This is a genomic window from Natronobacterium texcoconense, from assembly GCF_900104065.1.
Taxonomy (GTDB): domain Archaea; phylum Halobacteriota; class Halobacteria; order Halobacteriales; family Natrialbaceae; genus Natronobacterium; species Natronobacterium texcoconense.
The window spans coordinates 209,326-228,314 of sequence record NZ_FNLC01000001.1 but is presented as its reverse complement, the minus strand read 5'-3'; the positions used below and the strand labels follow the sequence as shown (position 1 = coordinate 228,314).

At 63.4% G+C, this 18,989-nt stretch carries 21 protein-coding genes; 15 read left to right on the top strand and 6 right to left on the bottom strand.

Annotated elements, in window-relative coordinates; all coding sequences use genetic code 11:
* Positions 1-12 precede the first annotated feature (12 nt).
* Positions 13-414: a DUF5802 family protein gene (locus BLR35_RS01160; protein ID WP_090376119.1), complete on the bottom strand. Its 402-nt coding sequence runs from the start codon at positions 412-414 to the stop codon at positions 13-15.
* Between the two features lie 218 nt (positions 415-632).
* Between BLR35_RS01160 and BLR35_RS01155 the strand changes: the two genes are divergently transcribed.
* Both BLR35_RS01155 and BLR35_RS01150 read left to right on the top strand, forming a co-directional pair.
* Entirely contained in the window at positions 633-1,616 is a 984-nt protein-coding gene (locus tag BLR35_RS01155; protein WP_090376117.1) for a hypothetical protein, read from the top strand.
* 127 nt (positions 1,617-1,743) lie between these two features.
* The gene (locus BLR35_RS01150) at positions 1,744-2,397 is read left to right on the top strand and encodes an ArsR/SmtB family transcription factor (protein ID WP_090376112.1); all 654 of its coding nucleotides are present in this window, start codon (positions 1,744-1,746) and stop codon (positions 2,395-2,397) included.
* Here BLR35_RS01150 and BLR35_RS01145 read toward each other — a convergent pair.
* Entirely contained in the window at positions 2,394-2,981 is a 588-nt protein-coding gene (locus BLR35_RS01145; RefSeq protein WP_090376109.1) for a hypothetical protein, read from the bottom strand. The genes BLR35_RS01150 and BLR35_RS01145 overlap by 4 nt on opposite strands.
* 160 nt (positions 2,982-3,141) lie before the next feature.
* Here BLR35_RS01145 and BLR35_RS01140 point away from each other — a divergent pair, with 160 nt between their 5' ends.
* The 4 genes from BLR35_RS01140 (at position 3,142) to BLR35_RS01125 (ending at position 6,337) form a co-directional block, all read left to right on the top strand.
* On the top strand, positions 3,142-3,339 hold the full coding sequence (locus BLR35_RS01140; protein ID WP_244510165.1) for a hypothetical protein: 198 nt from the start codon (positions 3,142-3,144) through the stop codon (positions 3,337-3,339).
* 169 nt (positions 3,340-3,508) lie between these two features.
* Complete coding sequence (gene gatD / locus BLR35_RS01135) at positions 3,509-4,759, top strand: Glu-tRNA(Gln) amidotransferase subunit GatD (protein ID WP_090376103.1); 1,251 nt, start codon at positions 3,509-3,511, stop codon at positions 4,757-4,759.
* A 2-nt stretch (positions 4,760-4,761) separates the two neighbouring features.
* Positions 4,762-5,742 carry a GNAT family N-acetyltransferase gene (locus tag BLR35_RS01130; protein ID WP_090376100.1) on the top strand — a complete coding sequence of 327 codons (981 nt, stop codon included), beginning with the start codon at positions 4,762-4,764 and terminating at the stop codon, positions 5,740-5,742.
* A 295-nt stretch (positions 5,743-6,037) separates the two neighbouring features.
* Positions 6,038-6,337 carry a HalOD1 output domain-containing protein gene (locus BLR35_RS01125; protein ID WP_244510164.1) on the top strand — a complete coding sequence of 100 codons (300 nt, stop codon included), beginning with the start codon at positions 6,038-6,040 and terminating at the stop codon, positions 6,335-6,337.
* Positions 6,338-6,461: 124 nt separating this feature from the next.
* Here the strand turns inward: BLR35_RS01125 and BLR35_RS01120 are convergent, their stop codons facing one another.
* Positions 6,462-6,746 carry a ubiquitin-like small modifier protein 1 gene (locus tag BLR35_RS01120; RefSeq protein ID WP_090376094.1) on the bottom strand — a complete coding sequence of 95 codons (285 nt, stop codon included), beginning with the start codon at positions 6,744-6,746 and terminating at the stop codon, positions 6,462-6,464.
* A gap of 97 nt (positions 6,747-6,843) precedes the next feature.
* Between BLR35_RS01120 and BLR35_RS01115 the strand changes: the two genes are divergently transcribed.
* Together BLR35_RS01115 and BLR35_RS01110 are read left to right on the top strand one after the other, a co-directional pair.
* A complete protein-coding gene (locus tag BLR35_RS01115; RefSeq protein WP_090379566.1) occupies positions 6,844-7,809 on the top strand; it encodes a patatin-like phospholipase family protein in 966 nt (321 codons plus the stop codon).
* Positions 7,810-7,851: 42 nt separating this feature from the next.
* On the top strand, positions 7,852-9,033 hold the full coding sequence (locus BLR35_RS01110) for an NAD-binding protein (RefSeq protein WP_090376091.1): 1,182 nt from the start codon (positions 7,852-7,854) through the stop codon (positions 9,031-9,033).
* A 4-nt stretch (positions 9,034-9,037) separates the two neighbouring features.
* Here BLR35_RS01110 and BLR35_RS01105 read toward each other — a convergent pair whose 3' ends face one another.
* Positions 9,038-9,712, bottom strand: a complete 675-nt coding sequence (locus tag BLR35_RS01105; RefSeq protein WP_090376088.1) for a TIGR00266 family protein — start codon at positions 9,710-9,712, stop codon at positions 9,038-9,040.
* 302 nt (positions 9,713-10,014) lie between these two features.
* Here BLR35_RS01105 and BLR35_RS01100 point away from each other — a divergent pair, with 302 nt between their 5' ends.
* Both BLR35_RS01100 and BLR35_RS01095 read left to right on the top strand, forming a co-directional pair.
* Entirely contained in the window at positions 10,015-12,126 is a 2,112-nt protein-coding gene (locus BLR35_RS01100) for a CapA family protein (RefSeq protein ID WP_090376086.1), read from the top strand.
* A 298-nt stretch (positions 12,127-12,424) separates the two neighbouring features.
* Positions 12,425-13,723 (top strand): DUF418 domain-containing protein, encoded by a 1,299-nt coding sequence (locus BLR35_RS01095; protein WP_090376083.1) that lies wholly within the window; start codon positions 12,425-12,427, stop codon positions 13,721-13,723.
* A gap of 4 nt (positions 13,724-13,727) precedes the next feature.
* Here the strand turns inward: BLR35_RS01095 and deoC are convergent, their stop codons facing one another.
* Complete coding sequence (gene deoC, locus BLR35_RS01090) at positions 13,728-14,372, bottom strand: deoxyribose-phosphate aldolase (protein WP_090376080.1); 645 nt, start codon at positions 14,370-14,372, stop codon at positions 13,728-13,730.
* Between the two features lie 72 nt (positions 14,373-14,444).
* Here deoC and BLR35_RS01085 point away from each other — a divergent pair, with 72 nt between their 5' ends.
* The 5 genes from BLR35_RS01085 (at position 14,445) to BLR35_RS01065 (ending at position 18,500) form a co-directional block, all read left to right on the top strand.
* A complete protein-coding gene (locus tag BLR35_RS01085) occupies positions 14,445-15,434 on the top strand; it encodes a ribose 1,5-bisphosphate isomerase (RefSeq protein WP_090376076.1) in 990 nt (329 codons plus the stop codon).
* Positions 15,435-15,511: 77 nt separating this feature from the next.
* Positions 15,512-16,333 (top strand): DUF63 family protein, encoded by an 822-nt coding sequence (locus BLR35_RS01080; RefSeq protein ID WP_090376073.1) that lies wholly within the window; start codon positions 15,512-15,514, stop codon positions 16,331-16,333.
* A gap of 39 nt (positions 16,334-16,372) precedes the next feature.
* Entirely contained in the window at positions 16,373-17,260 is an 888-nt protein-coding gene (locus BLR35_RS01075) for an ATP-dependent ribose-1-phosphate kinase (RefSeq protein WP_090376069.1), read from the top strand.
* A 124-nt stretch (positions 17,261-17,384) separates the two neighbouring features.
* Positions 17,385-17,684: a HalOD1 output domain-containing protein gene (locus BLR35_RS01070; protein WP_090376066.1), complete on the top strand. Its 300-nt coding sequence runs from the start codon at positions 17,385-17,387 to the stop codon at positions 17,682-17,684.
* 87 nt (positions 17,685-17,771) lie between these two features.
* Complete coding sequence (locus BLR35_RS01065) at positions 17,772-18,500, top strand: nucleoside phosphorylase (RefSeq protein WP_090376063.1); 729 nt, start codon at positions 17,772-17,774, stop codon at positions 18,498-18,500.
* A gap of 97 nt (positions 18,501-18,597) precedes the next feature.
* Here BLR35_RS01065 and BLR35_RS01060 read toward each other — a convergent pair whose 3' ends face one another.
* Positions 18,598-18,810 (bottom strand): DUF8119 family protein, encoded by a 213-nt coding sequence (locus BLR35_RS01060; protein WP_090376060.1) that lies wholly within the window; start codon positions 18,808-18,810, stop codon positions 18,598-18,600.
* Positions 18,811-18,989: the final 179 nt, after the last annotated feature.

Below are 18,989 nucleotides of genomic sequence, written 5' to 3'. Positions count from 1 at the left end.
GCGAGAGTACTTTTAGGTACCGGCGTTCGGATAGTCGTCGCCGGGATCGGACGTCGACGCGTCACCCGCGACCTGCCAGCCACCGGCGAACGACAGTAACTGCCGGGCACGTTCCCGGCGAGCCAGGAACACCTCCTGAAGCGTGGGCGGATTCTGGAGGTCAGTCTCCGCTAACATCGACTCCGGGACTGCGAGCGTGTTCGCCGGGACGCCCTCGTCGCCGTGGACGGGGAAGTGTCGCGACTCGAGTTTCATCACCAGCGGCGAATCCAGCCGCTCTACCCCCTCGCCGGTCGCGTACACCGCTTCGTTGATGCGTCGATGCTGGTCGGTGTGCATGAACGCGTGGTCTTCGTCGGTCGGCGTCACGTAGAGGCGTCCGAGATAGTAACTTCGAGAGAACACCTCGAACATGGTAACCAGACACATGGTCCGGAGAGGGATAACTATTTGCGAACAGATTTAAACAGTATTGCAATCAGCGTCGACTGGGTCGATAACCGGAGAAGACGTAACGGCGGATCCTGCGAGCCGTATAAACGCTTGTCTCCGTTCTCGAACGTCGATAGAGGCAACTGAACCGTACAAACGAATATTCGTCTTTTTAATGGGATCGATGATATGACCGAGTGATGACTACGATTCGGACGGTCGCCCTCCTCGCCGTCGTCGCTCTCGTCGGACTCGCGATCGCGCCGGTTGCAGCCGATGCCGCCACGAACTCGACTGCCGAGTCGGACGCGGAACCGTCCGACGCCAACGCGACGATCGCGACCTTCATGCAGGCCAGTGCCGCCGACGCCGAACAGTCGGTCCAGTCCGGCCTGTTCGACGCCAGCTACGAGCGGTCGGACGACGACCGGCGATCGGACCTCGTCGCCGACCGGACCGACGACCTCGAGGAACAGATCGACCGTCTCGAGACCGAACGGGAGGAACTCCGCGAACTGAAAGCCGAGAACGAGTCCGGTGGCGAGTCGGCGGAGTACCGCGCCCGCATGACCAGACTGGCAGTCGAAATCGACTCTCTCGAGCGCGAGATCGAGCGGACGAAACCCCGTGCCACGGCAGCAGGGATCGACGAGGACCGTCTCGAGACGATCCAGTCGAACGCTTCGAATATCGCGGATTCCGACGTGGCCGATGCAGCACGTTCGATTCCTGGACTCGCACAGCAACCGGGTGCCGGACCGCCGGGAGACCGCGGTGGAGCGAACGAACGAGGTGGACAGAACGCGACGCCACCCGGACAGAGTGAGGACGCAACACCGCCTGGTCAGAGCGACGACGTAACACCACCCGAACAGGGCGAAAACACAACACCGCCCGGACAGAGCGAGGACGCAACACCGCCCGGACAGAACGGAACGGCGCCGGGACAGAGCAACGACGACAATCAGTCGGGCCAGCCCGGTACGTCGACACCGCCCGGACAGAACGGGACCGACACGACGCCAGACCCTGAGAACAACCAGAACGGAAACGGTGGCGGGCAACCTGATGAACCGCCCGGACAGGACCCAGATGACGAGACAGCCGCGCCGCCGACAAACCCCGGTAATGGGCAGCAAGGGCAGAGCCAGGACCAGGGAACCGGCGATAACGCGAGCAACTGATCGAACGCGGCCCGAAATCGATAGCGTCGATTCGGGACGCGAAGGCTCCCATCGCGGTCCAGGACACTAAAAGACCACCCAGTGTGAGCAGACACCCTTTTCAGCACCGATACCGTACCTCCGGTCGATGGACTCCGCCGCGTTGCTGGATTTACTGGGAAACGAGAATCGGCGACGGATCCTCCGATTACTCTCCCGGAAACCCTGTTACGTAACCGAAATCTCCGACTATCTCGGCGTGAGTCCCAAGGCCGTCATCGAACACCTGCGAAAACTCGAGGAGGCCGGCCTGATCGAAAGCCGGGTCGACGATCAACGCCGCAAGTACTTTCACATCGCCCGGAACGTCCGCCTCGAGGTGAGCGTCTCGCCGTACGGCTTCGCGAGCAAGAGCGCCTATCCTGCGAACAACAGTTTCGACATTACGACCTGTCGACACCTCTCGCTCGACGTCGATCCCGCCGAGACCGAGGACCTCGACGAACTGCTCGAACTGCTCGACGAACTGGAGCAACTCGAGAACGAACTTTCGCTCGCCCAGCGGTGGGTTCAGGGTCGACTCTGTGACGCCCTCGATCGAATCTCCGAGTCGGTCGGCGCTGGCCCCGAGAGCCGGATTTACGCGGACGTGCTGGCGAGTGTCCGTACGGAACCCAAGTCCGTCGGCGAACTCAGCCGGGACGTCGACGCCCCTCGCGAAGTCATCGCCGAGTTACTCGAGGCGATGGCGGACAACGGGGTCGTCCAGCGAACCAAACGTGGCTGGGAGTTGAATTCCTAGTCGACGTCTCGAGAGAGACCCGACCGGAGGTCACGGCCGAAGTAGTAGCCGGCGAGTGCAGCGACGAGGCCGGTCGTCGCACCGATGGCAAGCACCCGCGTTCCGAGACCGGCCGCCACGAACCACGAATCGATCAGGAGTGACGTTACGCCGCCCGAGGCGACGCCTGCAGCCGTCATCTCGAGATAGCGTCGTTTGCTCGTCACCAGCCCGAGGAGGAAAGCGACGGCGAACATACCGATCAGCCGGCCGGCGACTGGAATCACCGCGTTGGCGGCGAACAGCCCCACGCTGACGAGTGCGACGAACGCGAGAAACGCCTTCGGCGAGAAGAGGTCGCCACGGGAGACCGAAGTCGACGGAAGCGTGAGCCGAGAGCGCCACGAACGCCCAGCGTCGGCGTCGCTCTCGAGGTCGCGTTCGGCCTGGTCGGGCGTGGCGGATTCGGCGGGTGGCCGGCCTGCGTCGTCCTCGAGCCCTGTTCCCGATCCGCTGTCCTCGAGCAGGCGCTCCGTCTCCTCGAGGAGGTCGTCGGTCGACCCCGGGGTCCGGCTCTCGGTCAGTTCGTCCGAGCGGTCGCTCATACGCGAACAGTGAGCGGCTGGCATCATGGAACTTTCCCCCTGACAATCAGCCGAAATGGAGCGGTGATTTCGTCGATACCGGAGTCAACGAGACGTTACAGCTGCCGGTTCCTGACGGCGCGACTAGCATTTTATGACGACCGGACTGGTACGGCCGACAGTGAGTACGGAACTGATCGTGTTCGGCGCTCTCGTGGTCGCCGTCGCCATCGCTCTTCTCAGTGTCGGGCGACACCTCTATCCGCGGCTGGATCTTCACGAAGACGAACTGACGTCGATCCGACTCCTGACGGCGCTTATTTCGGGTCTGCTATTGCTGATCGGGCTGGGACTGGTCGTGATCGGGTTCATGATGTGAGGCTGTCGAACGGAAGTCGTTGCAGCGATCGACGAGTACAGTACATGAACACCTGAACCGGTTTGCACACCGGTCGAACGACAGGCACACGGCGAATTTACACACCAGTGTCCGACAGGGCGATCGACGAAAGCGTGCCTTCAAGTCCGATGGCCCGCAACGCTGACCTATGAATCCAGGCGATCGCGTTCGCGTCGATCGGGACGATCGCACGTACGAAGGCGTGTTGCTCCCCTCGAGCAACGACGACCAGCTCGTCGTGAAACTCGAGGGCGGATACAACGTCGGCGTCGACCGTGAGGGCGCGGAGGTAGACGTCCTCGCGGAAGACGTCTACGAGATCGACGGCACCGACAGCACGGGCGACGGCAGCGAGTCCGAAATCGAGTTCGACGACGACCTCCCGACGATCTCGCTTATCTCGACCGGCGGAACGATCGCCTCGACCGTCGACTACCGGACCGGCGCGGTGACGGCGCAGTTCGACGCCGAAGACGTCCTGCGTGCCGTCCCGGACCTCGCGGGTCGTGCGAACTATCGCGGCCGCGTCGTCGCGAACATCCTCTCCGAGAACATGGAACCGGCAATCTGGCAGGACCTCGCCCAGGCTGTCCGCGAGGAGATCGAGGCCGGTGCCGACGGCGTCGTCGTCATGCACGGCACCGACACGATGCAGTACTCCGCCTCCGCGCTCGCGTTCATGCTCGAGACGCCGGTACCGATCGTCTTCACTGGCTCTCAGCGGTCGGCCGACCGGCCGTCGTCGGACAACGTGATGAACGCCGTCTGTGCGGTCGAGGCCGCGAAGAGCGACTGTGCGGAGGTACTGGTCTGTATGCACGCCTCCGAGAGCGACGACGCCTGTGCGCTCCATCGGGGCACCCGCGTACGGAAGAATCATACCTCTCGACGCGACGCGTTCGAGACCGTCGGTGCGGAGCCGCTCGGTGAAGTCGACTACGAAACCGAGACCGTCGAATTCCGCCGGGAGTACCAGGAGCGCGGTGAACGCGAACTCTCGCTCGCCGACGCCCTTGCAGAGGACGTCGAACTCATCAAGTTCACGCCGGGGATGGACCCCGCCTTCCTCGACGTCGCCGAGGGCTCGGCGGGGCTGATCCTCGAGGGGACCGGACTCGGCCACGTTCACACCGACCTCATCCCACGGATCGAAGAACTCGTCGACGACGGCACGACCGTCGTCATGACGAGTCAATGTCTCGAGGGACGGGTCTGTGACCGGGTCTACGACACGGGACGTGACCTGCTCGAGGCGGGCGTGATCGAGGCCGGCGACACCCTTCCCGGAACGGCGAAGGTCAAACTGATGTGGGCGCTCGAACACGCCGAGGACGTCGAAGAGACGATGAACACCTCGATTGCAGGCGAACTGCAGGAACGATCGGTACCCTGGGAATAACGATGACACCGGAGATCGAGCACGAAGCGGACAGCGACAGCGGCATCGAAATTCGACGAGCGACCCACGACGACTACGAGGGCGTCCTCGCGTTCACCGAGACCATCTGGGACGACCGTGGTGGGGACTACATCCCCGAGATCTACCACGACTGGCTCGAGGACGAGGACGAACGCGACGAGAAGAAGACGTTCCTCGCGGTCGACGACGGGACGCCGGTCGGTATCGTCCAGGCAGTGTTGCTCACGGACGACGAGGCCTGGTTCCAGGGAATCCGCGTCGCCGCGGACTACCGTGGCCAGGGGATCAGCCGCCAGTTGACCGAAGCCTGTTTCGAGTGGGCGCGCGAGCAAGGTGCGACGATCGGTCGCGTGATGATTCACTCCTGGAACACGGCCTCGCTCGGCGCGTCGCGGTCGAACGGCTACGAACCGCTCGCGGAGTTCCGGTTCGCGAAGCCGCAGCCGGATCGTCAGGCTGCACCCGGGACAGAGACCCGCGCTCGAGTCACGAACGATCCTGCCGCTGCGTGGCGTTACTGGACCCACAGCGATGCACGCGAGCGTCTCGACGGACTCGGACTCGCTCCCGAGGAGACGTGGGCGCTCAGGGAACTGACCCGCGAGGATTTCGACCGGTTCGCCGACGAGACGGCCGTCTTCGCCGTCGAACGCGAGGACGGACTCGCGGGCGCAGCCTACCGGACCCGCACCTACGACCGCGAGAAAGACGGCGAGACCCGGACCTGGGCCGAGTACGGGGCTAGTGCGTGGGAAGACGTCGACGCGGCACGGACGCTGTTCGCCGCGATCGCACGCGACGCCGCCGACCTCGGTGCTGACGAGACGCGAGTACTGATCCCCGAGACGGGCCAGCACGTCACCGACGCCGCCTACGCCGGTGCCGACCTCTCCGAGGAAGGCGACTTCGTGCTCGGAGCCGATCTGACGGGGCTCGAGCGCCCGGAAAGTAGCGATCGGTAGCGTCCCGCACGAGGCAAAATACCCGTTTTGCGCTCGAGTACTTCTTTCGACAGCCGAGACCGGATCACACGGAGCGTCGAACGGGCTTGCAGGCACGTGTACTACCCTGACGAGTCGATGACAAAACCCGGACGTGGGAGGGAGTTACACGGCGTGGGAATCCAGCCTTTGCAAACCCTGTAATAGTGGTTGTCCCTAAGAAATTGGCCTTTGCCAGTGCACAGCCAGCCGTTTTATAAGCAGGGCGAGACGAACGCACCGAAGGCAATGTATGACACAATCTAACAATCCTACCATGGAGAAGCCACCATACGCCGTTGAGTACGAGTACGACGCCGAGGTATCCCCCAGTATCGCGGTCGTCCGTACGATCTGCGCCCTCGAAGGCGTCGAACCGATGGAGATGCCGGCCGAGAGTGGATTCGTCCTGCACGAACACACCGACCCGAACGCACTCGATGAACTTCTCGCCGGGAGTTCCGGCGACGGCAGTACAGTCGTGTCCCTGGAAATCGCTCTCGAGAGCGCGTATATCGTCGATCTAACCGACGATGGACGTATCATCGTCCACAGGGATCACGCCCCGAAGCCGTAACTCACTCCGACCACGATGACTGCTCTCGATAGCTGCCGTCATCGTCGTGTTTCTCGAACAGCGATGGAAAGAGATACTGTCACCTCGGCGGGCTAGACGACGAGATACCGATCCACACCGTCCGCTATGCGCCACCGCTGACCGGCGGAAACAGCGCCAGTTCGTCGCCGCCCTCGAGTTGCGTCTCGAGTCCGTCCTCTTCGACCAGAACGTTCGTCCCGTTGCGAAGCACGTTGATCTGGGATCGAAGGTCGCCGTCCGCGAGGACGCGGTCCTCGAGTTCCGGCACTTCGTCGAGCAGTTCCTCGAGGGCGTCCTCGACGGTGTCTCCGGCGGAGACGTCGACCGCAACGTGTTTCTCGCCTGCGTACTCGGCGAGATCCGCGAACAGTTTCCACTCGATTGCCATGCGTGGCGGTATCGGTGCCGGAGGCAAGTAGCTACCGCTCCCGGGATCGTGGTTCGCAGGCCGAACGAACTTCGGACCGGTCGTGATACGGGACGACGTGCCCTCTGACACGTCGTCGGTTGCCATCGCCTGCCAGGGTGGTGGCAGCCACACGGCCTTCACTGCGGGCGTTCTCGATCGGCTGCTGAGCGATCCCACCCTCGAGGACGACGTCGAAATCGTCGCCTTCAGCGGCACCTCCGGTGGAGCCGTCTGTGCGCTGCTTTCGTGGTACGGTCGCGAGCATCCAGATCACGAGCCGGGAGAACTGCTGTCCGACTACTGGGCGGAGATGGCAGCTAACGAGCCGGTCGACCGACTGACCAACAGCGCGATCCGCTGGGGGAGCCGACTCGAGCGGATGGGCGTTCCGTTCCCGGAGGTCAGCCCCTATCAGTCGCCGGCAGCGCTGTGGAGCCGACGGGAGTTTCTCCGGTTGCTCGAGGAACACGTCGACTTCGAGGCCGTTCCGGGACTGCTGGACGGCAGCGAACCCGCGCTGTTGATCAGCGCGATCGACGTCCTCACCGGCGAGTTCAGGCTCTTTCGGGAAGACGAACTCTCACCCGAAGCGATCCTCGCCTCGGCCGCGATCCCCTACGTCTTCCGGGCCGTCGAAGTCGACGGCAGCTACTACTGGGACGGCCTGTTCTCGAAGAATCCGCCGGTCAAAGACTTCGTGACGAACCGCGAGACGCCGGATCCGGACGAAATCTGGGTCATCAAGATCAACCCGGAGCGACGGGGTCGCGTCCCGAAGTCGGCCGACGGCATCGCCGACCGTCGCAACGAACTCGCGGGGAACAAGTCGCTCAACGGCGAGATAAGCTTCGTCAGACACGTCAACGACTGGATCGAGGCGGGTTACCTGCCGGAGAAGTTCACCCACACCGAGATCGAACGCATCCGCTTCGGCCGGCCGGACCTCGGCTGGCGGACCAAACTCGAGCGCAGTCCCGGCTTTCTCGAGTCGCTGTACGCGGACGGCGAGGCGGCGGCCGACGCCTTTCTCGACGGGCGGTGACGGAGACGAAAACGTTTATCTGCCGACGGCAAAAGCAGGCGTATGGCCGACCGGTCGCTTCGGACGTTGTTTTCCGACGGGATTTCCCTCCGGTCCTCCCGGGTCGCCGTCGCACTCGCGTTGACGGTCGCGTTGCTCTCGGTGGCGACGGCGATCGTCAACATCGGGCTTCCCGCGGCCGACGGACCGCTGGCCCCATACCTGCCGGATCCCGTCCAGAGCGCCGCCGGTTTTACCGGCGCGCTCACCGGCTTCATGATGGTCGGAAGCGCGCTCGCGCTCCGGCGCGGGCTGCGGGCCGGCTGGTGGACGACGCTGCTGTTGTTACCCCTGACCGCAGCGCAGGGGCTGTTGCAGGCAAGCCACTACTCGCTGCCGCTCGTGGCCGTCTCGCTGATTACGATTCCGGTATTGCTCGTCAGTCGCGACCGGTTTACCAACTCGCTGTCGCTGACGACGACCCAACTGGCCGCCGGTGCAGCACTGTTCGGGGTTCAGCTGTACGGTACCATCGGCGGCTACGCCCTGCGCGAGGACTTCGACAACATCGACACCATCCTCGACGCGTTCTACTTCACGTTGATCACCTCGAGTACGGTCGGATACGGCGACGTGACGCCGAACCCCGACTCGACCGAGGCGTTGCTGTTTACGATGTCGGTGCTGGTGCTCGGCGTCGCCAGTTTCGGTATCGCGGTCGGGGCGCTCGTCGGCCCCGCGATCCAGTCCAGAATCACGAAGACACTCGGAAAGATGACCGAATCCCAACTCGAACTGCTCGAGGACCACCTCCTCGTGCTCGGCTACGGCAAACTGACGGCACCGATCGTCGACGAACTCGCAGCGGGTGACCGCCAGTTCGTCGTCGTCACCAACGACGCCACCGCAGCGGACGAGCTCTCGTCGGAAGACGTCCCGGTCGTCACAGGCGATCCGAGCGACGAAGGACCTCTCGAGCGGGCGAAAGTCGACCGTTCGGCGGGGATCGTCGTCGCGACGGACGAAGACGCACAGGACGCGCTGGCGATCCTCACCGCCAGACAGCTCGCGCCGGAAACCCGCATCGTCGCCGCGGCAACCGACCGCGAGAACACGAAGAAACTCGAGCGGGCCGGCGCGGATACGGTGATCAGTCCGTCGGTGCTCGGCGGCCACCTGCTGATTCGCTCCGCGCTCGGCGGGGACGACTCCGAACTGATCGAGCAGATTCTCGGGGACGAATGACCGACTACTCGGGGTCGATGTTCGCCGAGATATCCGCCAGAAGCGAGTCGTAGTCCCTGGTCTGCAGGAAGACCCGTCCCGGGCCCTCGAACGTCATGACGAACCCTTCGCCGCTCAGCATCGTCTTCTTGAGGCCGCCGACGCGGTGAGTGGAGAACTCGACCGACTCGTCCCAGGCGACCGAGTGCCCGGCGTCGACCGTCAACTGCTCGCCCGGCTCGAGTTTCCGTTCGACGATGCCGCCGTAGCTGCCGACGAACAGGTGGCCGGTGCCGCTGGCCTCGAGGAAGAACAGTCCTTTGCCGCCGAGCAACGAGTCGAGTCCGCCGGAGACGGAGTCGGTCTCGATGCCGGGGCCGTTCGCGACGTACGATCCCGACTGGACGTACACCGAATCGCCTGCAAGTTCCAGAGCTCGCATGTCGCCGGGCTGGGTGTGGGCGAACTGGACGGTCTGGCCGTTCGCGGTCGCAGTAAACGTGTTGCGAAACAGTTGCTCGCCGCTGAGCACCGAATCTTTCACCGACGAGAGCAATCCACCGGAACTGCTGTGGGTCTCCATCTCGACGTGTTCGGTGTACGAAACCATCGAACCGCCCTCGACCGTAATCTCTTCGCCGTTCTCGAGTCGTGCCGTCCCGAGCGTGTAGGACGGGTCGTGTGAAAATTCGTAGTCCATTTGACCAGTTCGTAACTGACACTGAGAGAATAAATACTTTTTATCGATCCGGTCCGTCGCAGAACAGGGGTCGCACACGTTCGGTAGCGGCCGAACCCGACGAGGCCAGGTGACGAGCGCATATCGTGACCGACGAGAGAAGAGATCGGATAGCGGTGATCGCTCGAGGAGAAACCGCGTCAGTGCCGTCTCTTGCCCCCACACCAATAAATACTCCCCAATACACCATTATAGATTCGAGTGTAACAGAGAAATAAAATCGACAATTCTATAATATTATACTATTTCGATATACATGACGAATGGACGAGAGTATTTATCGCCGCCAGGCGCTGGCCGGCGTCGGAGCGGCGACCGCTTCGGTCATCGGTGGCTGTTCGGTGTACCCTCGGTCGGACGAAACAGACGAACCACAACGGACACGGAGCGTCGAAGGGTCGGTTATCGGGACTGTCGTCGATATCGACCGGGAGCCAATCGAAGACGCTGCCATCGAAGCGGTTCGGGAAACGACCGTTCTCGCAGAGACGACAACCGACGCGGACGGGAGATTCGAACTCGAGGCCGACGGCCCAGTCTGGCTCCGAGCATCACACGAGGCGTATCTCACCCAACTTGGGCAAGCGGTTCCGGACGAACCGATACGGATAGTCTTGACGCCGAATGCGGAAGCCGTCTCGCTCAGTTTCGGCGGCGACGTGATGTTCGGGCGGCGGTTCTACGAGGAAAACAGCGACGCACTGTCACCACGGTACGAAATTGATCCGGCGAGACGCCTCGCGGATCACCGCGATATTCTCTCACACATCGAACCAGTTCTCGAGCACGCAGACGTCACCTCGGTCAATCTCGAGACACCGTTGACGACCAGCGACTGGCGACATCCCGAGAAGTTATACGGGTTCGTCAGCCATCCGGTCGCGGCCGACGCACTCGCGGACGCGGGCGTCGACTACGTCGCACTCGGTAACAACCACGTCTTCGACGCGCTGACCCCTGGACTCGAGGAGACGGTTTCGACGCTCGATTCGGCGGGAATTTCCTACTCCGGTGCAGGAATGGACAGCGATGCGGCCTGGGAGCCAGCGATCGTGTCTCGGAACGGGATCGACATCGCCTATCTCTCCTGTACGACCGTCACCGGAACGGCATACGATATCGACTGGTCGGCAGATCACGGAGTAGACGAAACCCATACCCTCGAGGACGGGGACGAATCGCTCTCTGTTCCCGGTTCGGCCGGAGTCGCAGCACCGACCGAAACGCGACTCTCGGAGGCCGTCGAATCGGCGACAGCCCGGGCAGACGTCGTCGTCGTACAGATACACGGCGGGAACGAGTACCAGCGAGAGCCGACTCCGCGACTGGAAACCCTCACTGACGTCGCTGCCGAGGCCGGGGCAGACCTGGTCGTCAACCACCATCCCCACGTCGTCGGCGGGATCGAACGACGACACGGCGCGCTCGTCGCCTGGACGCTCGGCAACCTCGTCTTCGATCAGGAACTCTGGGAGACGCTTCGGTCGTACGTCCTCACGGCACACGTCACCGAGGACGGCGTCGTTCGAGCATCGATCAATCCGGTGTTGCTCGAGGGATACGTCCCGAAAGGCGTCGCCGGTCGACTCGGTTCGGTAATCGGTCGAGAGACTGCAGTCCGTTCGGACGACTCGATCCTGCCGACACGAACGGGAATCGCCGATACAGAAGCTGTTTCCTGGTCGAGCGAGACCGTCGATACCACCGTTTCGGGAACGAGCGATGTATACGCGAGCACCGGAAGCTGGGTCGATTCGGTCGACGTTCTCGAGGGGACAGTCGAGTTCGGACGCGATCGGTTCGTCACGGGGCAGTTCGGAGATTACGTCGTCGACGACCAGCGGTTCGAAGGTCCGCTTTGGCGGTTCGGGCGGGACGGACGATCCGCCGGACCGCCGCTTGGCCGCGACGAGGGAAGCGGCTTGCGACTGGCTCGACACGAAGATAACGTCGATAACGCGATCCTCAGTCCACGGCTGCGGTTGCCGATCGATGGCGAGGAGTTGTCGATCACCGGCGTCTATCGGTTCGATCACGAGGACGGACTCGAGCTATCGATTTCGTGGTACGACGACACAAGCGGCGGCTCCTTCGAACGAGATCGGTTCGACCTCTCCGGCACCGGCGGCGAGTGGGATCGGTTTCACCACCGACTCAATCGGCCTGCAGACGCAACCTACATCGACGTCTATCTTATCCTGTCGCCGCCGGAGTCGGGCTCTCGTGAAGCCGTGTTCGACGAGATACGCCTCCTCGAGTGGGGCGACGACGAGCCACGGAAAGATGCCGACCATCTTCGAGTCGATGGCGAGGCGAACGTCGAGTTCGAAGCACGCGAGGACACCGTCGACGACCTGATGTGGGAACAGTTCTGATCGGTTCGTTCGGCTACGAACTACTGTAGGTCAGTTCCGACACACTCGAGACACGTCCTGCGATCGTGCCGGGAATCGGTACAGCAACCGTCTGATTGCGTTCGGAACTGCCGCTCCGACTCAGATCCTGCTGTGTGCCGGGAGCGAGATCTCTCTGGCTCGAGACACCCCTCTACCTCTGTCACACCGCTATTAGTGCGTCGCTGAACGGCGGCGAGAAATCGAACGGGCGTGACCGTCCAGCAGTCAGCCGCCGGAGCATATAAGTAGATGTTAGCTATATTTCAGGTACTCGCGTATGTCGACCGAAGACTCGCCGGTTATGGAGAGAGACGAGACGGAGAGCGCAAGCGAACAGGAGCGCGACCCCGGACCGACCGCTCCCGGGGATCGCATCCTGGGTCTCGACGTCCTCAGGGGATTCGCCCTGCTCGGAATCCTGGTCATCAACATCTGGCTGTTCGCCATGCCGATGATCGGAACGTACAACCCGACGCTGTACGGTGACTTCTCCGGCGCAAGCTACGTCGCCTGGTTCGTCAGCCACGTCTTCTTCGAACAGAAGTTCGTCACGCTGTTTACCTTCCTCTTCGGGGCCGGTATCGTCCTCTTTCTCGAGTCGAAAGAACGGAAGAGCCAGCCGGCACGTCGACTTCACTTCCGGCGGGTGTTCTGGCTGCTCGTGATCGGGCTCGGTCACGCCTACCTGCTGTGGTACGGCGACATCCTCGTCTCGTACGCGCTCTGTGGACTCGTGCTCGTATTCGTCCGCCACTGGTCGGCGAAACGGCTTCTCCTGCTCGGACTCGTCATGTTCGCGCTGCCGGCGCTTTTCTACCTCGTAAGCGGCGCTGGATACATGATGGCGGACGCGACCACCCAGGCAGAGATCGAACAGGCGATGCTCGCGGGCACCGGCGCGGATCCGGACGCGATCGACGAAGAGATCGCGACGTATCAGGGCGGCTGGCTCGAGCAGATGGACCATCGCGTCGAGACCTCGCTCATGCTTCACACGGTCGGGTTCATCACCGAGACGTTCTGGATGCTCGGCGGGTTGATGGTCGTCGGGATGGCCCTCTACAAGTGGGGCGTCCTCTCGAACGAGCGGAGTACGCGGTTCTACCGGCGACTACTCGTCGCCGGCGGGACGACGGGGCTGGCGCTGATCCTCACTGGCGTCTGGTACCGCGAACTGGTCGACTGGAACACCGCACAGGTGCTCCTGATCGGCCACCAGTTCAACTACTGGGGGTCGCTGTTGCTGGCGCTCGCGTACGTCTCCGGAATCATGCTGCTCTGTCGGGCCGCTGCCGGCGGACTCGTGACGACCGCACTCTCGGCGGTGGGTCGGACCGCATTCTCGAACTACCTGCTGCAGACGGTGCTGGCCACGTCGATCTTCTACGGTCACGGACTCACCCTGTTCGGGGAGTTGAACAGAGCCGAACTCCTCGGCGTCGTCGTCCTGATCTGGGCGATCCAGGTACCGCTGTCGGTTGCCTGGCTGAACCGGTACCGGTTCGGTCCCGTCGAGTGGGTCTGGCGGACGCTCACCTACGGGAAACGCCAGCCGATGCGACTCGAGAAGAAGTAACCGATTACCGACGGTCTGCCGGCGCTCCCTCGAGGATCGCAACGCCGCTCGAGGCACCGATCCGCTCCGCGCCGGCGTCGATCATGGCCATCGCATCCTCGTAGCTGCCGATACCGCCGCTCGCCTTCACGGGAAGGTATTCGCTCATGAGTTCGACGTCCTCGAGGGTCGCACCACCGTCTGCAAACCCGGTCGAGGTCTTGACCATCGCCGCGTCTGCGGCCACCGCAGCCTCGCAAGCGCGGTGTTTCTCCGCCTCGGAGAGCAACGCCGTCTCGATGATCACTTTGACCGGGATCGGGACTGCAGCGACGATCTCGGCGATTTCGGCCCTGACGACGTCGTCTTCGCCGTCTTTCAGCCGTCCGACGTTGATCACGACGTCGAGTTCGTCCGCGCCGGCTTGCCAGGCCCTGACGCCTTCGCGCCGCTTGATTCCCGAGGAGTGCTGACCGTGCGGGAAGCCGACGACGGTCGCGAGCGTCACCTCGGGTGCGTACTCCGCCGCTTCCGCGACGGCGTACGGTGGGATACAGGCGTTCATTCCGTACTCATCGGCCTCCTCGAGCAGCGCCCGGATCTCGCCGGGAGTGGTCTCGGGGCCGAGTACGGTGTGATCGATCATCGGGGCGAGTTCGCTCCGGTCCATAGCGGACCGATTCTCCGGACAGTCAAAAAGCCGCCCGATCCCTTTTGTCCTGCGGGCTCCAAGACCGGTGCCATGAGCACAGACGACCCCGAGGCCGGCGTCGACCCGACCGTCCTCGAGACCGCGGACGACATCGCGACGATGGAGATTCGTGGCGCAGCAACCATCGCTGACGCGGCCGCGGCAGCGCTTGCGACCCAGGCTCGACGTTCGGACGCCGAGACGCCGGCGACGTTCCAGGAGCAGCTACGGGGGGCCGCCAGGACGCTCTACGAGACCCGGCCGACGGCCGTCAGCCTCCCCAACGCCCTCCGGTACGTGCTCCGGGGAATGGACGGCGAGACGGTCCCCGACCTGCGAGAGTCGATCATCACCCGCGCCGAGGGGTTCCAGTCCGACCTCGAACAGGCCCAGACCAGGCTCGGCGAAGTCGGGGCGAACCGACTTCGGGACGGCGACGTAGTGATGACTCACTGCCACTCGACGGACGCACTGGCATGTATCGAGGAAGCACTCGAGGACGGCAAGTCGATCGAGGCGATCGTCAAGGAGACCCGGCCCAGAAAGCAAGGCCACATCACGGCTCGACAGCTTCGCGAGATGGGTGTTCCGGTGACACTGATCGTCGACAACGCGGCGCGTCGGTACCTGAACGATGCCGATCACGTCCTCGTCGGCGCGGACAGTATCGCAGCGGACGGCAGCGTCATCAACAAGATCGGGACCAGCGGGCTGGCGGTCAACGCCCGCGAACGCGGCGTCCCGGTGATGGTCGCGGCCCAGACGATCAAGCTCCACCCGGACACGATGACCGGCCACACGGTCGAAATCGAGAACCGTGCCGAAGACGAGGTACTCTCGCCGGAAGAACGGACTGACCTCGCCGTCGGTCCCGGAGACGAGGACGACGATCTCGCCGTCGAGAACCCGGCGTTCGACGTGACGCCGCCGCGCCACGTCGACGCGATCGTCACCGAACACGGCCAGTTCCCGCCGGAGAGCATCGTGACGCTCATGCGGGAACTGTTCGGGGAGACGACCGGCGAACCCTGGGAAGTCTAGCTGCTCTCACAAACTGGACTCTCCGCCACCGAGGAACGATCGGAAACGGTTTGGTACTGGTCTGAGCCAATGAACGTATGGTGTTACCAGAGGGGTTCGTCCTCCCGCCGTGGTATCTCCTCGTGCCGATCCTGGTGGTGCTCGGCGGCGTGCTGGCGTTGCTGTGGGAACTCGAGCCGCCGGTAACCGATCGGACGGTCGTAGCCTTCGTGCCGTGGATGATGTTCGGGTCGACGTTACACGTCCTCTACCGGACCGGCGCCTATCCGGAGAACATCGAGGTACTGTTTACTTCGCCCGGCGTCTACCTGATTACGGCGATCATCGCGGGATTCGCCTGGATCGTCGGTATCTTCCTCTACGAGGGCGGTCTCCAGCCGACGATCGAACGAGTCGTTGGGGTTACGGGCACCGGCTTCTTCGCCGTCTTCGCGATGCTGGCGATCGGTCGAAGCTTGGGTGCCGGGACCTTCGAACCGTTCTGGCCGGTGATCGCCGTCGTCGTCTCCGGCATCGTTACCGCACTCGCCTGGCTCGCGCTCGGGCTCTGGTTTACCGACGTCGCGGCGACGACGGGCGCGACGGGGGCGCTCGTCGTCTTCGGCCATACGCTCGACGGCATCTCGACGGCGATCGGCTACGACGTGCTCGGTGCCAGCGAGGAGGTCCCGGTCTCCCGGATGATTCTCGAGGCCGGGACAGCACTACCGACTGCCGATTATATCGGTGGCGGCTGGCTGTTCGTGCTCGTAAAAGTCCTGCTCGCGCTCGTGATACTCGGACTGTTCAAGGAGTACGTCGAGGAAGAGCCCAGACAGGCCCGGACAGTCCTCGCGCTCATCGCTGCTATCGGTCTCGGGCCCGGCGTTCACAACACCTTGCTGTTCGTCGTCGGCTAGACTTTTCCCCGCGGGCATCCACGTTCAACCATCCAACGTATGGTCACAGTGCTTACCGCCGGCCACGTCAACTGGGACGTGACTCTCCGCATCGATCGACTGCCGGAACCCGACGGCGAGTCCGCGATCCGCTCGCAGTCCCAGTCCGGCGGCGGCAGTGCTGCAAACGTCGCCGCCGCACTCGCCGGCCTCGAGGTCGAAACCGGTCTCATCGGTAGCGTCGGTGACGACGACAACGGCGTCCTCGCCAGACGCGAACTCGAGTCGGCGGGCGTCTCCCTCGACGGACTCCGGGTGGTCGACGACGCGGAGACGGCAGTGAAGTACCTCCTCGTCGACGACGAGGGAGAGGTCGCGGTGCTGGGCAACGACGGCGTCAACGAGGCCGTCGGCCCCGAAGATATCGACCCCGAACGCATCCGATCGGCCGATCACGTCCACCTCACGAGCCAGCGTCCCGACACCGCCGCAACGATCGCCGAGGTCGCGAGCGACGCAGACCTCACGATCAGTTTCGATCCCGGCCGCCGACTCGAGAACCGGGAGTACGGCGACGCGCTCGAACTCGCGGACGTCGTCTTCGCGAACGACAGGGAGGTCGCCTCCTTGCTCGAGGGCGAGTACGAACACGTCGGCTCCGAGTTTAGCGATCGGATCGTCGTCGTCAAACACGGCGGCGACGGGGCGAAGGTCCACACCCCCGAGATGACCTACGAACACCCCGGGTTCGACGTGGATCCGGTCGACACCGCCGGTGCGGGCGATGCGTTCGCCGCCGGCTTCCTCGCGGTGGCACTTCCCGACGGCGACCTAGAGCGGGCACTCGAGTACGCGAACGCCTGTGGCGCACTCACCGCGAGCGAAGGGGGGGCACGCAGTGCACCGACGGCGGAACGGGTCGCGGAGTTTCTCGATTCCTGGTACTGAAACGAGAGGTTACGGCGTGTGATCCAGTACCATAGGGTTTTCAGGAAGTGTCGTCTGACGATAATTATATGTCGGCGAACGTTGGGTGGTCGAGTAGACAGTCACGTTCTCGTGACTGAGAGACATGACGGAAAGAGGGATATATGAGTCGAACGGGCGCAACTGCGGGCGGCGCGTCCAGTACGACCGAACGGAGGGTGAATCGGCAAGTATCGCCGTTGCGACGGCCCTTGCACGATACCACGACGAAGATGCTACCGACTCGAGTACGCGGCTGTACGATTACGTCGATCCGGAAGCGCTCGACGCGCTGGTCCCGAGGGATGGGGAAGACGACCGGACGGCGTCGGTGGTGGAGTTTGTAGTCGACCGAGCGACGGTTCGGGTGACACCCGGTAAGGTCGAGGTGTCGGCGCAGGACTGAGACGGACGACGGCGCGTTCGCCGCAGATCGCCACGTCCGAACGACGGTCTCGAACCTTTTTTCTCGCCACCGACGGAAGCCGTCGGTATGGGAACCCAACCGCATCTGCTGGTAGAGGAGGGAGACCTGACCGATATCGCGCTCATTCCGGGCGATCCGGGTCGGGTCGACCGTATCGCCAGCCACTGTGACGAGGCCGAGACAGTCGCACAGAACCGCGAGTACAAGGTCGTCAACGCGACCTACGAGGGTCGCGAACTGACGATCTGCTCGACGGGGATCGGCTGCCCGTCCGCGGCGATCGCGATCGAAGAGATGGCTAACGTCGGTGTCGAGACGTTCGTCCGCGTCGGCACGACCGGCGCTTTGCAGTCCGACATCGAGATCGGCGACATGATCGTCGCGACCGGTGCGGCGAAAAACGAGGGCACCTCGAAACGCTACGAGGACGTCTCCTACCCCGCCGTTCCGGACTACGACGTGCTCTCCGCGCTGGTCGACTCCGCGGAAGCCAACGACGAGGACGTCCACGTCGGCCCGATCGCCTCCGACGACGCCTACTACGCCGAAACCGACGAATACGTTGCCGACTGGGAGGACGCCGGCATGCTGTCGGTCGAGATGGAGGCCGCCGCCGTCTTCTCGCTGGCCCGCCGGAAAGGACTGCGCGCCGGCGCGATCTGTACCGTCGACGGCAACCTCGTCGAAGGCACCCAGAAGGGAACCGACACCGAGGACGACGAACTCCCCGAGAAAGCGAAGAACAACGTCGGGCGCGCGATCGATATCGCACTCGAGGCCGCGACGGAACTATAATCGCACTCGCTTTTTCAGACGGTCTGTTGTAACGAATTCCCAGTGTAACCGCAAGACAGGTCGCGGTTGTGCCGTCACTGACTTACAGCAAACCGTGTCACTCTCGCCACGCCCACGGCTCGAGCGCCAGCGAGTAGACGACGATCCCGCCGAAGACGACGACGTAGTACGTCGAGAGCGGCCAGTCGGCTACTCGGAACGCCAGCGTCACCACGGCGATCCAGCAGACGACGAGGACGGCGTCGACGAGCAGCCGGGCGAGTCGCCCTCGTCCGCCCTCGAGTAGCTGTTTTCCCTCGTTCCTGGACACATCGTCGAGTACGACGGCTCGAGTGGTAAAGCTGGTCGTCGGGTACGGGAGCTGTTGACTTTCGGTAACGTTCGGTTTTCGAACGCCAGTCGACGACCGATTTCGGGCTCGAAGACATGTAGGGAAAGCTACCATCGGTGAATTTATTGTGGGGTGTAAAGTAGACTTTACTGTAAAGC

Coding starts and splice junctions, on each gene's coding strand:
- BLR35_RS01070 (WP_090376066.1), top strand. CDS start 17,385: ATGACGGAAAGAGGGATATATGAGTCGAACGGGCGCAACTGCGGGCGG.
- BLR35_RS01095 (WP_090376083.1), top strand. CDS start 12,425: ATGTCGACCGAAGACTCGCCGGTTATGGAGAGAGACGAGACGGAGAGC.
- BLR35_RS01160 (WP_090376119.1), bottom strand. CDS start 414: ATGTTCGAGGTGTTCTCTCGAAGTTACTATCTCGGACGCCTCTACGTG.
- BLR35_RS01120 (WP_090376094.1), bottom strand. CDS start 6,746: ATGGCAATCGAGTGGAAACTGTTCGCGGATCTCGCCGAGTACGCAGGC.
- BLR35_RS01110 (WP_090376091.1), top strand. CDS start 7,852: ATGGCCGACCGGTCGCTTCGGACGTTGTTTTCCGACGGGATTTCCCTC.
- BLR35_RS01130 (WP_090376100.1), top strand. CDS start 4,762: ATGACACCGGAGATCGAGCACGAAGCGGACAGCGACAGCGGCATCGAA.
- BLR35_RS01145 (WP_090376109.1), bottom strand. CDS start 2,981: ATGAGCGACCGCTCGGACGAACTGACCGAGAGCCGGACCCCGGGGTCG.
- BLR35_RS01125 (WP_244510164.1), top strand. CDS start 6,038: ATGGAGAAGCCACCATACGCCGTTGAGTACGAGTACGACGCCGAGGTA.
- BLR35_RS01085 (WP_090376076.1), top strand. CDS start 14,445: ATGAGCACAGACGACCCCGAGGCCGGCGTCGACCCGACCGTCCTCGAG.
- BLR35_RS01080 (WP_090376073.1), top strand. CDS start 15,512: ATGGTGTTACCAGAGGGGTTCGTCCTCCCGCCGTGGTATCTCCTCGTG.
- BLR35_RS01065 (WP_090376063.1), top strand. CDS start 17,772: ATGGGAACCCAACCGCATCTGCTGGTAGAGGAGGGAGACCTGACCGAT.
- BLR35_RS01075 (WP_090376069.1), top strand. CDS start 16,373: ATGGTCACAGTGCTTACCGCCGGCCACGTCAACTGGGACGTGACTCTC.
- deoC (WP_090376080.1), bottom strand. CDS start 14,372: ATGGACCGGAGCGAACTCGCCCCGATGATCGATCACACCGTACTCGGC.
- BLR35_RS01150 (WP_090376112.1), top strand. CDS start 1,744: ATGGACTCCGCCGCGTTGCTGGATTTACTGGGAAACGAGAATCGGCGA.
- BLR35_RS01155 (WP_090376117.1), top strand. CDS start 633: ATGACTACGATTCGGACGGTCGCCCTCCTCGCCGTCGTCGCTCTCGTC.
- BLR35_RS01105 (WP_090376088.1), bottom strand. CDS start 9,712: ATGGACTACGAATTTTCACACGACCCGTCCTACACGCTCGGGACGGCA.
- BLR35_RS01100 (WP_090376086.1), top strand. CDS start 10,015: ATGGACGAGAGTATTTATCGCCGCCAGGCGCTGGCCGGCGTCGGAGCG.
- gatD (WP_090376103.1), top strand. CDS start 3,509: ATGAATCCAGGCGATCGCGTTCGCGTCGATCGGGACGATCGCACGTAC.